Source organism: Vibrio sp. 1F263 (assembly GCF_041439035.1).
GTDB lineage: Bacteria > Pseudomonadota > Gammaproteobacteria > Enterobacterales > Vibrionaceae > Vibrio > Vibrio tasmaniensis_A.
The window spans coordinates 189,685-203,778 of sequence record NZ_JBGONI010000006.1 but is presented as its reverse complement, the minus strand read 5'-3'; the positions used below and the strand labels follow the sequence as shown (position 1 = coordinate 203,778).

Sequence of the window (14,094 nt, the reverse complement as noted above, 5' to 3'; positions counted from 1 at the left end):
AGAAATACGCGAAACGGGGTTGTTCTATCTTTAAATTTAATTACGCAACAAAGCCGATAAAAGATATAAAAATGCGGTTAAATATCGATGGCATAAGGTTGGGACAGAAAAGTTAATTCCAGAAGAGTGGCCTGTGTCTTAATTTATGTACAAAGTTTCGAAGCGGACATTGGATAGAATATTCTGTCCGCTTCATTTTCATATTAATCGAATAAACATCCTGTGCTGCATTCTTTGTGCGCTGCTCATTGCCAGTTTATCCTGTGCTCAATTGTTGTGTATAATTCTCTCTCGATTTTAGGTCGAAAAACAAACGTTGGAACGGTTTTTAACCAATTGAATCCAATAAATAAATTTTTTTATTGACTCATTATCTTAATCAGTTAAAGTACGCCTCGTTCTCAGGACAACACAGTTCTAGAGATAAAGAATTTTGTAGTGTTGATTTATTTCGACATTAAGATGGTGTTTTACTTTTCAGTAATCGGCATCGCAATAAAGAATTGCGTGCCCTGGTGGTGGAATTGGTAGACACAAGGGATTTAAAATCCCTCGACGTTCGCGTTGTGCCGGTTCAAGTCCGGCCCGGGGCACCATCTATTTGATTGTTATCTTGTTTGGTAATGTTCAAAAGAGTTGTTCTCTTAAAACACTATTGAAGGCGCCTTGGCAGAGTGGCTATGCAGCGGATTGCAAATCCGTGGACCTCGGTTCGACTCCGGGAGGCGCCTCCATCATTTAGAAAGCCCGATCAGAAATGGTCGGGCTTTTTTACGTCTTTAGGAAAGTGATTTGGCTTTTGAGTGTTGCTAGTTAAAAGGTCCAAAGCTGATCAGTGAACTGTACTTTTTCGATACTGGATAGCACGTTCAAGCCGTCACGCGAAACAACGGTATCATTAAGCTGAAATTTACCATTCCCCAGATCATGAATTTGGTATTCACTTTTAGGGCCATGGGCGATCACTGTATTTACCCCCGCGTTTCCGGTTACGCGGTTGTCATGCTGGTTGATCTCAATATTCGCATCATTGTTACCTGATAGCGTTAGTTTAGTAAGGTATTGAGAGTGATGAGTATAGGACGTCACTGGGTCATACCTCATTTTAAATGTTCCGGTGAATGTATCGGCAAGGTATGCATCGTAAGTTAATGTTGGAGAGAAAATCTGTTCTACTATCGCTTGTGCATCGGGGTCTTCTTTTGAGAAATCGTCGCGGGTTTTAACTTGGTATAACCCCCACATACCTTTGCCGTTGTATGCTCCCCAAAGCCCGTAGTAGCTATCAATTACAGCGGCAAAGTACTCTTGATCAACGCAGACTTCTTCTTGCCACTCTTTTAAAATATCACGGGGTGGTGTGTAAGCATTGTTTAATGCTTGTCTCTGTATCGCATTAAATTCTTTTTGAAATTCAGGTAATGCGGTTACTGCATCTTCAGGCGCGTTAAAAACCCCGATGCCATAGTCATGGACTAAATGCAGTATTTCCTCATAAGAGGCGTCACGATGCTCTTCATAATCTTGTTGGACATACCATTCACCGCCTTCAACCTGAATCTCTTCTTCGAACAAGGGCTGCCCGGGCAAGTCATCGTTGTATCGTGGCTCATCGTAATAATTCATTAGCTTTAGTATTGCGCCATTGTTGGCCATCGCGTTTGCAATCTCGCGTTTTGAGTCAGTGCTCCCATACTTAGTGCCATCAACAGGGGTTAGATAGTGGTTGAGAACATTGACGGCTTTGACTATTTGATAATTGCTCAGGCGATCCATAATCAAAATATGGATAGATTTGCCATTCGGGGCATTGACCGCTACATATCGGTTGTAGCCTGCTTGAGAGTATTCAGCGAATTGAGAGGGAACGGCTTCAATCGTGACTCCATGTACAACTGACGGTGCTGCGTTTGCCTGATTGAATAGCGATTTATTTTGATTTGAACCGCATCCAATGAGAAAGATAGCTGTCGCTAAGGTAGCTAAAGATAGAGTTTTCATGACACACCTTATTATTCATACGAAGTATCAATATACGGAACTGCAGTGCGTTGTTTAGTGACAGAAGTTGCTGTTAGACAAACCCATACAATACCTTACAAAGCGAGGCTTAATTCGTTGCTACTAACTTTACCGGCTGCGAGTGAAGTAAAAATGAAAGCCTCAAATCAATGGACATGATTTTGCTACCAGATTTGAGTTCTTTGTTAGGGGTGATTACTTGTCGTTTCAAGATACGTGAGAGTGGCTTGAAGAGTCGTTGAGGATCGGCGATCGAATTCACTTTCAAGTATTTCATAAACCGTATGTGCTTCAAAGTTTGCCAACTGTGGATAAAGTAACGGCTCTTCCAAAAGCAACCCGATCAGTTTCTTATGGGGACACACACCACTAAGCGCAAGTTGATTGAGCGCTGCGTGCTGAATGCCGATATACGAATGTTTGATTAATTCTAATAATTGTTGCTCGTCATTGATGTGTTTTATTAAGCCGACTCTTAAAGATAAGCAGGGTGATGACATCAGTGACAAACGGTTCTGTTGTATCCAATCATCGCCAAGCCAGACGAGGATGTCGCCGATATTTTCGGATTGCTCATCTAGCAAGAGTTCTAACACGAGTAGATTAAAGCGTGATGTTTGTACATCGGAAAAGCTTATGCTGTGTCTACATAAGGCATGAATCAAGGCGTAAAACGCCGCTTTGGTTAGATAACTTATTTTGTCGTCAGAGCAAAGGCTGCGCAGCCATGTTTTGTTTGAGCAAAACTCTAGAGCGATCGCTTGATTTTCTAGAGCCTCTATCTTTGCAGATCTGTTAGAACGCTTCTTTACTGAAGTAGAAGTAGAAGTAGAAGTAGAAGTAGAAGTAGATGCGACGGTAGAGTCAGCGTTAGAGATAGCAGGTGAGTGAGCTTGTTTTAATGCATCAAGTGTTGATGTAATAAGTGCTGGTTGAGCATTAGCGTCAATGATTTCCGCGCTAATCATTTCATTTATAGGGTCTGTGTTCGTTGCTGTTCTACTTTTTACTGAAGAATCCGCAACTATGATACCTGATGTCCCTAAAGTGAGTTCTTTGAAATAGCTCTGGTGGCTAGTTTTTGGGTTTTTCGAAAGGTGTTCAATTAACAGTCGCTTGATAGAGTTACTACAAGCTTCCTGCTGAAGTTGTTGACGAATAAAGGCGACGCTAAGTTGTTCGGAAGTTTCAGTTAATAGGTGGTTTAAGCTGTCGAGTTGTTCTGACTCTTCCAACTTTGAAAACACTTGGTAGAAATGGGGTATAAAACGGGCAAGTTGAAGCTGTTTGTGCTGACTCTCCAAACTGCAAATCAGCAGAAGGAGCGTTGTGGTTGAATAAGCAACATTGGGTTTATTTTGAAGTTGGTCAATGACGTCCAGCTTATCTTTGCTACTCATTAGCCCTGTGAGTGAGTTGAGCGGCATACCAGATAGCAGTAACTCAAAATTAAGGTACTTTATATCTACTAGGTAATTCCATTTCGCTAATTGATGTACGGAACTCTTTCTTATTGATGGGTCTGAATGAGACAGGCCGTTTAAAAATACCTGCAGATATTCACGACAATCCATTTCAGATAGACGCTGAAATGCCACTTTTTGGCAGCTAATATCAGGGTGTTGTGTGGCTTTGTATAATACGACTTTGTCTTGAGTGTTTCTCAAAAACATCCGAGTATCAGCGGTGCTTTTGAGTACGTTGTTTTCATTTAGCAGAGTCGGGGAGTGGCGCGAAAGTAAAGCAATGAGTTTGCCTTTTAGGTCTGGCTCGGGGTCATTCTGAAGTCGGTGTAGTATACGCAGAGACTGTTCATGATCTAATTCGTGTTTGTGATTGTCTAAAATCCGCGCAGCAATCAAGCTGATGTCATCTCCGTCATTCCACCCCCCATCCCAGTAGTCATTTTCGTCGCATACTGCTTCTAATAATACAGGAACAGCGAGTACAGAGTGTTGGTTGTTCTCAATAGCCATTAACGATGCCAATTTAATTTCGCTGTCGTCCCAGTATTGATAGCAGTTGAGGATGGGCTCAATAGGCGCTGCATTATCTAAAGCGAGGCATTCAAGACTAGTGAGAACAAGGTCAGGATTCTGGGACTCTAACCTTTCTATAATCAGATATTTAGTGTTTTGAAAACGGCTTAATATTTGTGCTGCCAATACCTGTTCGGATAGGTTTCCAGTCAAATAGATGTGTTTAACTTTGTGAAGTAATTTATCTAGAGACATTATTCAAGCGCCACTGAATTAACAAGTTTGAATAATAACTCTTATCATTTCTAATTGTATGATCCTAATCATATCTTTAATGTTTCATGTGTTAATAATAGGGGTAGATGATAGTAACCCCGAAGGAATGTCGATGAGCATCGCACTAAAAATCTTGGTAGGAGTGTGTGCCCTTTTCTCTGCAACTCTATACGCCGCTCTGCCCCCTATGAGTATAAATACGGCGAAGGCAGAACTCGGTAAACGACTGTTTTTTGATACGCGCTTGTCCGGGGACGACTCGATATCGTGCTCCAGTTGCCACATTCCGTCTAATGGTTTTTCTTACCCTGAACCGTTGAGCCCTGCCTATACGGGGAGTGATGGATTTCGTAATGCTCCAACACTTATTAATACAGTCTATAAAGAAGTGTGGTTTCACGATGGTCGTATTGGCACCAACCTAAACGATGTGGTGCGGGAGAATATCACTGAAGACTGGCTGATGAATATGGACATGCGTTTGATGCAGGAACGCCTCAAACAAGACCCAATATACGTCGAGATGTTTAAAGCGGCCAATCTTGGAGAACCGTCAAATGGCGGAGTACGCAAAGCTCTGCCTGAATACCTAAAAACATTGACTTCGAAAAACGTCCCTTTTGACAAGGGTGAGCTTAGCGACTTAGCGAGCCAGGGAGAAAAACTGTTCACAGGCAAAGCGGGGTGCAGCCAATGCCACCGTGGCGCACTGTTTTCGGACGGAAAGGCACACAATACCGGAGTGCCAGAAAATCATGAGATATTTTTAGACCCCATGCGACATCAATCTTTTCTTGCCTACAACATGTTTATGGGGGTGCAAGATTACTTAACGTTAAAGCGCGATGTTGGTGCGCATGTTCAAACTCATAAAGCGGATGGTAGCGATCGCGGTAAGTTCATAACGCCAACGCTGCGAGAGCTCACTCAAACTGCGCCATATATGCACAATGGCATACTTGCCACGCTTGAAGATGTGGTTGAGTTTTATAATCAAGGTGGTGGCGAAGATTCAAACAAAGACTCTCGACTCACCACACTTTCTCTAACGGACTATGAAAAAAAGGCGCTGGTGGCTTTTTTGGAATCGTTATCTGGAGACGCCCTTATAGGCGAAGAATACGAATGGTTAGACTATGACTTCGGCTACGAATACACGGAGGATTGGTCAAATGCTAGTAACTAAACGCTCTGTATTAAAGGCAGCACTCTTTGTTCTTATTGGGATGACGGGGCTTCCCAATGTTGTTAATGCAAAGGTACAGCTTGAGCCTCTAGGGGAGGTGCCTGTACCTGCGGATAATAAACAAACACCAGAAAAAATTGAGTTGGGAAAGGTCTTATTTTATGACGGTCGGCTAAGTGGCGATACGACGAGCCCATGTGCTGGTTGCCATATTCAATCTCAGGGCTGGGGTTTTCCTGATGACTTATCCATGGGATATCCGGGTACGGTACATTGGCGTAATAGCCAAACGATTATTAATGCGGCTTATTATGACAAATTTTTCTGGGCGGGCAGCGCTATGTCATTGGAAGCGCAAGCCAAAGACGCTGCGAAGGGCGCGGTCGCGGGTAATGGTGAAGATGACATCATGGAAGCGCGTTTAGCGTTAGTACCTGAGTATGTTGAACGTTTTAAGCGAGTGTTTGGTGATGATACTCCGAAAATACACAACGCTTGGCGTGCTATAGCCGCGTTTGAACGTACGATGATTCAACGTGACACACCAATAGATAACTATTTACTCGGTGACAAAACCGCTTTGTCTGAGTCCCAATTGAAGGGTAAAGCACTGTTTGAGGGCAAAGCGAATTGCATAGCTTGTCACAACGGGGCTTTGGCTTCTGACCAGAAATTCTACAACATTGGCGTGCCGCCAAGCCCTTGGTGGAATGATGATGGACTGGCACAGATAACGTTTCGATTTGAGCTTTATTCTAAAGGTGTCACCGAAGAGATGTACCGCACTACAAAAGCTGATCCCGGTGCTTACTTTCGTGCAAAACGTAAAGAGATGTTAGGTAAGTTTCGCACGCCAAGCCTACGTTATACAAAATACACTGCGCCCTACATGCACAATGGCACTATTCCAACTTTAGAAGCGGTGATTGATTTCTACGACCGAGGTGGTGTGGCGGATGACGGACGTACTACTGGTTACCCTCAGACAAAATCTGCTTTAATTCAACCTCTCGGTTTAACGGAGCAAGATAAAAAGAACTTACTGAGCTTTATCGAAGCATTTTCAGGTGAACAGATTTTTATTGAAGAGCCGACAATTCCAGAATACCAACCGTTATTTACTAAAGAAGAACTTGCTGGAGCAGAAAAATGATCGCCAACTCAGAGCAAAATTCGAGTAAACGACACAACAAATGCATGATGTCACGACGTGATTTTTTACTCTATTCCGGCGCGGCGACTGCCGTATCAATGGTTCCTCTTACCTTATTTGCAGGAACGGATTCTGAAACTCAGGTTGAAGGTCGTATTGTTGGTTACCCGCGTAAGAAAATCGCAAAGTTAAGTCAACTCAGTAACCACATTCCGGTTCACTTTCAATATCCAGATGAAGGAAAAAACTCGATTGCGATGCTGGTTAAATCCGACATCGAATGTGGCGGTGGGATAGGGTTACAGCGAGATATTGTGGCGTACTCGATGACGTGTACTCATCAAGGCGGGCCTTTAACTGGTGCTTACAAAGCAACAGGGGAGCATCGCATTGTCGGGCAATGTCCATTCCACCTGTCTACATTTGATTTACGACGTCATGGCATTATGGTTTCTGGTCAAGCCTTTGAGAGCTTACCTCAAGTACTGCTGGAGCTAGAAGGTGATGATATCTATGCGGTCGGGGTTATGGGGTTGATCTTTGGTCGAATGGAAAACCTGATCGATGTGGAGATTAGCTAGATGACTCAACTTTCTTTTAACGATAAATTGGCTTTAAACGATCAATCTGCTTTAAACAGCCAGTATCTGCAACCGACTAGTACATTACTGCCACCTGCTAGTGCGGAAGTCATCACAACAGCGTGTGACTATTGTATTGTTGCGTGTGGTTATAAGGTTTATCGTTGGCCCGTAAATAGCCCTTCAGGCGGCGCGGCTGCTAGTGAAAACGCCTTTGGTGTCGATTTCCCGGTTCATGCTCTGCAAGCTTGGGTTTCGCCACAGCAACATAATATTATTTCGCATAATGGCAAACCACACCATGTGGTTGTCGTAGCAGATAAAGACATACAGGTCGTCAATAAAGGCGGTGACTCTTCGGTTCGTGGTGGACTGCTCGCAAGAAAGCTTTATAACCCAGAAACACCAACCAAAGATCGATTGAAGCAACCACTTGTTCGAATTAACGGTCAGTTACAGCCGGTAGAATGGGATTTTGCGTTGGATATAGCAGCCCAAGTCGGCCGTCATGTGATTGATACGCACGGTTCGAACAGTTACTGCGTAAAAACCTATTCCTATCAGTATATTGAAAACACCTATGCGATAACAAAGTATGCATTGCGTCATGTCAATACCGCGAATTTTTCGTTTCATGATACGCCGTCAGATGTCACCGCAACCCCAGGATTTCGAGATGCGGGTTTTGATAATTTTGCTCCAAGTTATGATGATTGGAGCGCGGCAGATACTTTGATGATCTGCGGAACAGATCCGTATGAGACAAAAACCATCATCTTTACGCAGTTTATTATGCCAGCGGTGCATCGTGGGATGAAAACCGTGATTTTGAACCCTCGTGAAACTGCTGGAATAGCGTGGCTTAAAGCTCAAGGTGGATTGCACCTCGATATTAATCCCGGTAGCGATAATCTTGTGATTGGTGCAATTGCTCGAGTGATCTTAGAGCAAGGCTGGCAAGACAATGAGTGGATTGAAAACTGGGTCAATAATAAATGGGAATCGAGCTCAGGTTTTGGTCAGGGTACTCGTAATACGCCATGGCAATGGAGAACCACTTGGGGCAAATTCCAAACGAATGGCTTTGATGATTATAAGCAATGGAATTTGGAGCAGAAAGAGTACGCACCTGAGTATGCCGCATCGATAGCGGGTATCGATGTGGAGAAGATCCACAAAGCCGCTGAGATGTTGGCAATGCCAGTCAACGGTCAACGAGTTAAAGCCTCAATTGGTATAGAGAAGGGCTTTTATTGGTCGAATAATACCGGGAATACCAACGCCATCGCCTCCCTTGCAACGATAATCGGTACTGGTGGCCGAGAAGGGCGTGTGATTGGTCGATTTGGTGGGCATCAACGTGGTGGACTAGCCGGTGGGAAACTACCAAGGAACAAGTCACCTGAAAAAGTAGCAGGCAGACGCAGGCGCTCAATAGACACCGATAGATATCTCTATTCTGGGCATACCCGTATGGCCCATGTCATTGGTACGACATGGATTCAAGCTATGTGTGGCAGCTATGGGTTGAAAGAGAAATTCACCGATTTAACCACACGTAATCCTCACCAAGCGATGCGACGTGATAAACAGCACATTATAGATACACTCAAAAAGCGTGCAGATTCCGGTGGAATGGTCGTCATCAATCAAGATATTTATTTACGTGATCCTATTGGCAAACAATTCGCTGATATCATCTTTCCGGCCGCGACTTGGGGGGAAGAGGATTTCATGCGCGCTAATGGTGAGCGTCGTCTACGCCTTTACCAAAAGTTCGCTGATGCGCCGGGTCAGGCTAAGCCAGACTGGTGGATTGTTGCTCAAATGGCTTCGCGAATGGGGTACGACGGGTTTGATTGGCAAAACTCAAATGACGTAGCTGAAGAGTCATCACGATTTAGCCGTGGTAGCCGTAAAGATTTCAATATGATTAAAGTCGCAGCACATGCTGAAGGAAAAACTCTTCATCAAAAGCTCGCTGAATTTGGTACTGAAGGGATTCAAGGGCCTGTTTTTTATAACTATGATACCAAAAAGCTGATTGGCACTAAGCGCCTACATGACACTGAAATGAGTTGGGATGATCTGGTCGATAAAGGGCTGCAAGATGGCCCTCAAGGCGCCAATATTATGCGTAAACAGCTCACTCAATTTAATAGTCAGACGGGGAAGGTCAATCTTCAAAAACATCCTTGGGATCTGTTTAGTGATTTTCATCGCTGGCTTACCCCAAAACAGGACGAGTTATGGTTTTCGAATGGTCGTATTAACGAGATTTGGCAGTCAGGGTTTGATGATACCGAACGCAGGCCTTACATCACTCATCGTTGGCCTGAAAACTGGATTGAAGTACACCCGGAAGATGCGGACAAACGGGGCATAGAAGCCGGAGATGAAGTACTGGTGTACTCGGAGCGGGTGGCCAATTTTAAAGATACGATTCTGGGTATCGAGTCAGACGATTTTCAGTTTAGTAACCTAATGAAAAATGGTCACATTCAACTGGATTACGCGGAGATTAAAGCCGTTGCGATTGTCACCTCAGCCACGAAAAAAGGTGTGTTGTATTGCAATATGATGGACATGAAGAACCCAGCGAATGCTTTAACAACACGGGTAGTTGACCAAATCAGTGGTAACTACAACTACAAAATGGGCGTCGCCAAAATAAAGAAAATTGGTGAATCAAAATATAAGCGTGAGTTTGAAGGGTTCTCCTTTGCACCACGTAACATTGTGTAAGGGAAGTTTATGTTTGGCGTATTATTGGTTTTGCATGTATTGGCTGCCACCATTTGGACGGGAGGGCACATTATTCTCAGCGTCGTTATCCTTCCTAAAGTCTTGAAACACGGTTCTCCAGAAATGTTATTGGAATTCGAGCAAGGGTACGAAAAGGTGGGGATGCCTGCTTTGGTAGTTCAAGTGGTGACCGGGTTGATGCTCGCTTATCACATGTTGCCGGACGTTAGCTTATGGTTTGATATGTCGATTCCACTGGCTCATGGCATTGCCGCTAAACTGACGTTGCTGTCTCTGACGGTATTGCTAGCCCTAGACGCACGCTTTCGTGTGATTCCAAAACTATCGAAGGACAACTTGGTTGATATGGCGCTGCACATTGTGCCAGTGACCATTATTTCAATTTTGTTTGTGGTTGTCGGAGTTTCATTTAGAACGGGTTGGCTAGTTTGATCTGTTTTTACGTTTAGTGCGGGATATTTGACAATGTCTAAGTTAGATAAGTTAGATAAGTTAGATAAGTAAGAAGAAACAGCGCCAATTCGGCGCTGTTTCTTCTTGTTTCTGACCTATTAGCCTGTCTTCAGGCTAGCATTTCTATCACACATCAACAGAGAGCTAATGCTTCAAGACAGGGACAAAGGTTATTGAACTTTTTTCTCTGCTTGATCGAGCAAGCCTTGCATCTTTTTCTGAGCTCTGCGACTCACACGTTTTTTGGCCGCGGTGCGAGCTTCTTCTAAGTTAACACTTGGATCACCAACAACCACGAGCGCCACCATTCCGTGTCTGTGGTGCACTTTACATTTGATTCCGTACACTCCGGGCTTATCAAAAGTGACTTCCTGAGCGTTTGACCCGGATATCATAAGAGGTTTAGCTCCGTCAGGAAGCATCCCTTGAATGCTATGAGCAGTATGAGAGCCAACGGTTCCTTTAAAAAGCACCTTGTCACCAGGTTCGATTTCTACGTAATCAGGAATGAATTGATACATCTTGTCGATGTTTTCAGAATTCATGTCCATCACTTGTTTGATGACCTTTGTTTCAGCAAACGCAGGGGCTGTAATAATAAATAGGATTAGTAAAATTAGGCGCATCGTATTGACTCTATTAAATAAGAATTATTTTCAACAATGCTAATTTATTCAGGGTTTGGTTGGAAGTTGATTTTTACATCACACATGTGAATCAAAAGGGTTCTTGTGTTAGATCAAGCAAACAAACTGATGACCCAAGCTATAAACTGAATTCATCTCGCCATACAAGGTAAAATAGTTTTTAGCGAGGTCGATACCGCAGAAGTAAGAATAATCAGACATGGTGCCTCCGGTGCAATTAAGTACCACATAAGTGTGGCAGATCCTCTGTAGGGGGAATCCATGTCATTCGTTAGCTGTAAACTTGCGAAACTCAAAGTGATAGAATAGTATCACTTTAGTATTCTTTTGGAGCTACAACCATGAAAGTCGAGCTGGTAACTTCACTTAAACGCCAAGCTACAAAGATCTTAGCGGATCTACATGATAGCAAAGAGCCTGTTTTAATCACCGAACACGGTAAACCCTCAGCGTATCTAGTTGACGTAGACGACTATGAATTTATGCAAAATCGTTTAGCTCTCCTAGAGGGGATTGCTAGAGGTGAGCGTGCTATCGCTGATGGTAAAGTTACATCACATTCTGAAGCTAAAAATAAGATGTCAAAATGGCTGAAGTAATTTGGACTGACCCGGCATTATCTGATCTTAATGATATCGCTGAGTATATAGCACTGGAAAACATGGTTGCTGCAAAACTGCTGGTGCAATCCGTTTTCGAGAAAGTTGGACGGCTAGAATTATTCCCAGATTCGGGGCGTATACCACCTGAGCTTAGTCACTTAAATTATCGTGAAGTCGTCGCTAGTCCATGTCGTGTTTTCTACAAACAAGAACTTGATAAAGTCTATATCCTGTATGTTATGCGTGAGGAGCGAGACCTCCGTAAGTTCTTGTTAAGCAAGTAGCTAACAAACGACTATGGCGTCAATAGTTAATTTTTGGCGTTGTTTCATCGCATATAACACCATCTCTGATCATTGAATTTAAGATCACAACCATCTTGCGTACGCATGTAATAATTGTGACTTTAATTAACGCGGACTTGTTAGATTTAATAAGGCCGAGGTGTTGTGGATTTGCTCCTCGATGTTCTTGAAAAACAGTGACTTGAAGAAATGACTGATGCGTATCTAAGCTAATGAAGATCATGCTATCTTTACTCATGCTAGCCTCCAAATTTAGTTGTTTGTACACTAAGTATGGCTATGGCGTTAAGCTAACCCACAATATTGGAGGCTAGCACCTTTCGTGGGGGGCATAGTGTCTAGCCCTCTTTATTAGATTTCATTGGTGAGGTGAGGATGGAATATAAATCGGTAGAAGAAGTCCCCGAAGATTTTAAGCATGTAATAAGTCTGTTTCTAGGTGAACAGAGGAAGAAGAGGTTAATTAAGCAGCTTCATACTGATGATTTCAATCGGCTTTTCCAACTTGGTTATTACTTACTCATGGTCAGCGATGAAGCCATTAGTAAAATCAGTTCTAAAACTGAGTTTAAGCAAGTTGTGAGATTAATTGAAAACGCAATTGTAGAAGGTGTAGTCAGTCCACAAATGGGTGATATTCTAGAAAAGAATATAAGTATTGAATTAGAAGTAATCTGTTCGGAATTAAAGTCGCTAAGAGTAAAAATTCTGAGGAAAAAAGCATCTAGCTATGAATACATGGTTTTACAGGGAAAAGACTCTGATGCGAAGAAGTTGTTTGAAAGCGAGTCATCTAAGCCAAATAACATTAAATTAAAGCGTCAATATGAAAATCTACTGTCGGCAAGTGAGCAAATTAAAAATACATCTTTTAATGCCGATATTAGTTTAATTACCACTAAGCTGAGTGGTGAGTATCCAACTAATAACATCGCATACTTAATATGTAACCCAGCACGGCTATCCCTAGATCGTTTATTTGGTCGAGATGTGTGGTTAAGGTTTCCCATGAAATGGGCAGTACAAAAGATATCCGTCGCATCCCTTTATGACGTAGTTGAAGAGTTTGAATGTGGTACTGACGTATCTCACTATGTTTCTGATAAGTATAACTATAAAGAAGGGTTCGATACTTTTTTAGATCTCGTTGACAGTTTAGTTGTGCAGCATGCTCTTGGTGGGTTCGACAACCAGCGAAAACAAGTGTTGCGAGAGATTGTCTCGGCTTATAAAGCGGGGCATTTTTCACTATGCGTATACGCAGCTCTTCCAATGATAGAAGGATTGTTATGGGATATTGCTAATTATGTTCAAAGGATCGGTGGAAGCATATTCAATTCGGAGTCAGAAGCGATAGTTAAAGGTTCGGGAAAAGTTATTAAAAAGCCTAAGATACGCCAGATTGTGTCTGAAACGGATCTTTCTATTGATTTAGACTCTGAGTTTATAAATTACTTCTGTTCTGAATTGTATGATGAAAGAAATGGGGCGTTGCATGGTAGGGTTATACCAGATGTTTCAGCTGAAAATGCAGGGAAAAAAATTGTAACGATAGAGTATTTGTTAGATTCCATTGCAACGTTACATCAAGATAAACTTTTCAAATATCTAGAAAACTCACTTTCAAGTGAATATATTGATGAGTTGTTAGAAAAAACTTCAAAATCAGAGGGCTAACAAACGACTATGGCGTCAATAGTTGATTTTTGGCGTTGTTTTATCGCATATAACACCATCTCTGAGCATCGAATTTAAGACTCACAACTATCTTACGCACACATGTAATAACTGCGACTTTAATTAACGACTTGTTAGATTTAATACGGTCGAGGTGTTGTGGATTTGCTCCTAGGTGTTCTTGCAATACAGCGACTTGAAGAAATGACTGATGCGTATCTAAGCCAATGAAGATTATGCTATCTTTATTCATGCTAGCCTCTAAACTTAGTTGTTTTCACACTAATTATAGCTCTGGCGTCAAGCTAACCCACGATATTGGAGGCTAGCACCTTTCGTGGGGGTCATAGTGTCTATACAAACTTACTCTACTTTCTCAGAACTTGATTGATAGAGATCTTCACATGTGATTGATTTAAATTCTTTTTCTTTAGCAGGTAAGCTATC

At 42.6% G+C, this 14,094-nt stretch carries 11 protein-coding genes, 2 tRNA genes and 3 pseudogenes; 10 read left to right on the top strand and 6 right to left on the bottom strand.

Annotated features, from left to right (window positions below; genetic code table 11):
• The first annotated feature begins 509 nt into the window (after positions 1-509).
• Positions 510-596, top strand: a tRNA-Leu gene (locus tag ACED25_RS06540).
• Between the two features lie 64 nt (positions 597-660).
• Positions 661-734 (top strand) — tRNA-Cys (locus ACED25_RS06535).
• A 79-nt stretch (positions 735-813) separates the two neighbouring features.
• Here ACED25_RS06535 and ACED25_RS06530 read toward each other — a convergent pair.
• Both ACED25_RS06530 and ACED25_RS06525 read right to left on the bottom strand, forming a co-directional pair.
• Positions 814-2,001 (bottom strand): hypothetical protein, encoded by a 1,188-nt coding sequence (locus tag ACED25_RS06530; protein WP_371694903.1) that lies wholly within the window; start codon positions 1,999-2,001, stop codon positions 814-816.
• Positions 2,002-2,207: 206 nt separating this feature from the next.
• Complete coding sequence (locus ACED25_RS06525) at positions 2,208-4,256, bottom strand: hypothetical protein (RefSeq protein ID WP_371694902.1); 2,049 nt, start codon at positions 4,254-4,256, stop codon at positions 2,208-2,210.
• A 133-nt stretch (positions 4,257-4,389) separates the two neighbouring features.
• On the opposite strand from ACED25_RS06525, the gene ACED25_RS06520 reads away from it, so the two are divergent.
• Genes ACED25_RS06520 through ACED25_RS06500 form a run of 5 tightly spaced genes read left to right on the top strand, consistent with a single transcriptional unit; the run spans position 4,390 to position 10,395 of the window.
• Positions 4,390-5,463: a cytochrome-c peroxidase gene (locus tag ACED25_RS06520; protein WP_371694901.1), complete on the top strand. Its 1,074-nt coding sequence runs from the start codon at positions 4,390-4,392 to the stop codon at positions 5,461-5,463.
• The gene (locus ACED25_RS06515) at positions 5,450-6,616 is read left to right on the top strand and encodes a cytochrome-c peroxidase (protein WP_009845423.1); all 1,167 of its coding nucleotides are present in this window, start codon (positions 5,450-5,452) and stop codon (positions 6,614-6,616) included. Before ACED25_RS06520 ends, ACED25_RS06515 begins: the two co-directional genes overlap by 14 nt.
• On the top strand, positions 6,613-7,197 hold the full coding sequence (locus ACED25_RS06510) for an arsenate reductase (azurin) small subunit (RefSeq protein ID WP_009845422.1): 585 nt from the start codon (positions 6,613-6,615) through the stop codon (positions 7,195-7,197). Before ACED25_RS06515 ends, ACED25_RS06510 begins: the two co-directional genes overlap by 4 nt.
• Positions 7,198-9,942, top strand: coding sequence for an arsenate reductase (azurin) large subunit (locus ACED25_RS06505; RefSeq protein WP_371694900.1), 2,745 nt, complete (start codon positions 7,198-7,200; stop codon positions 9,940-9,942).
• 9 nt (positions 9,943-9,951) lie between these two features.
• Positions 9,952-10,395: a CopD family protein gene (locus tag ACED25_RS06500; protein WP_371694899.1), complete on the top strand. Its 444-nt coding sequence runs from the start codon at positions 9,952-9,954 to the stop codon at positions 10,393-10,395.
• 191 nt (positions 10,396-10,586) lie between these two features.
• Here the strand turns inward: ACED25_RS06500 and ACED25_RS06495 are convergent, their stop codons facing one another.
• Positions 10,587-11,042 carry a plastocyanin/azurin family copper-binding protein gene (locus ACED25_RS06495; protein ID WP_371694898.1) on the bottom strand — a complete coding sequence of 152 codons (456 nt, stop codon included), beginning with the start codon at positions 11,040-11,042 and terminating at the stop codon, positions 10,587-10,589.
• Positions 11,043-11,404: 362 nt separating this feature from the next.
• On the opposite strand from ACED25_RS06495, the gene ACED25_RS06490 reads away from it, so the two are divergent.
• Positions 11,405-11,662, top strand: coding sequence for a type II toxin-antitoxin system Phd/YefM family antitoxin (locus tag ACED25_RS06490; protein ID WP_371694897.1), 258 nt, complete (start codon positions 11,405-11,407; stop codon positions 11,660-11,662).
• Positions 11,650-11,949: a type II toxin-antitoxin system RelE/ParE family toxin gene (locus ACED25_RS06485; RefSeq protein ID WP_371694896.1), complete on the top strand. Its 300-nt coding sequence runs from the start codon at positions 11,650-11,652 to the stop codon at positions 11,947-11,949. The genes ACED25_RS06490 and ACED25_RS06485 overlap by 13 nt, the downstream gene beginning before the upstream one ends.
• Positions 11,950-11,968: 19 nt before the next feature.
• On the opposite strand, the pseudogene ACED25_RS06480 reads toward ACED25_RS06485, so the two are convergent.
• Positions 11,969-12,073 (bottom strand): annotated as a pseudogene (locus ACED25_RS06480) (IS110 family transposase); the annotation flags it as partial.
• Positions 12,068-12,208, bottom strand: a pseudogene (locus ACED25_RS06475) (IS110 family transposase); the annotation flags it as partial. The pseudogenes ACED25_RS06480 and ACED25_RS06475, both read right to left, overlap by 6 nt.
• A gap of 137 nt (positions 12,209-12,345) precedes the next feature.
• On the opposite strand from ACED25_RS06475, the gene ACED25_RS06470 reads away from it, so the two are divergent.
• Positions 12,346-13,647, top strand: a complete 1,302-nt coding sequence (locus tag ACED25_RS06470; RefSeq protein WP_371694895.1) for a hypothetical protein — start codon at positions 12,346-12,348, stop codon at positions 13,645-13,647.
• 112 nt (positions 13,648-13,759) lie between these two features.
• On the opposite strand, the pseudogene ACED25_RS06465 reads toward ACED25_RS06470, so the two are convergent.
• Positions 13,760-13,900: pseudogene (locus ACED25_RS06465) on the bottom strand (IS110 family transposase); the annotation flags it as partial.
• Positions 13,901-14,094 lie beyond the last annotated feature (194 nt).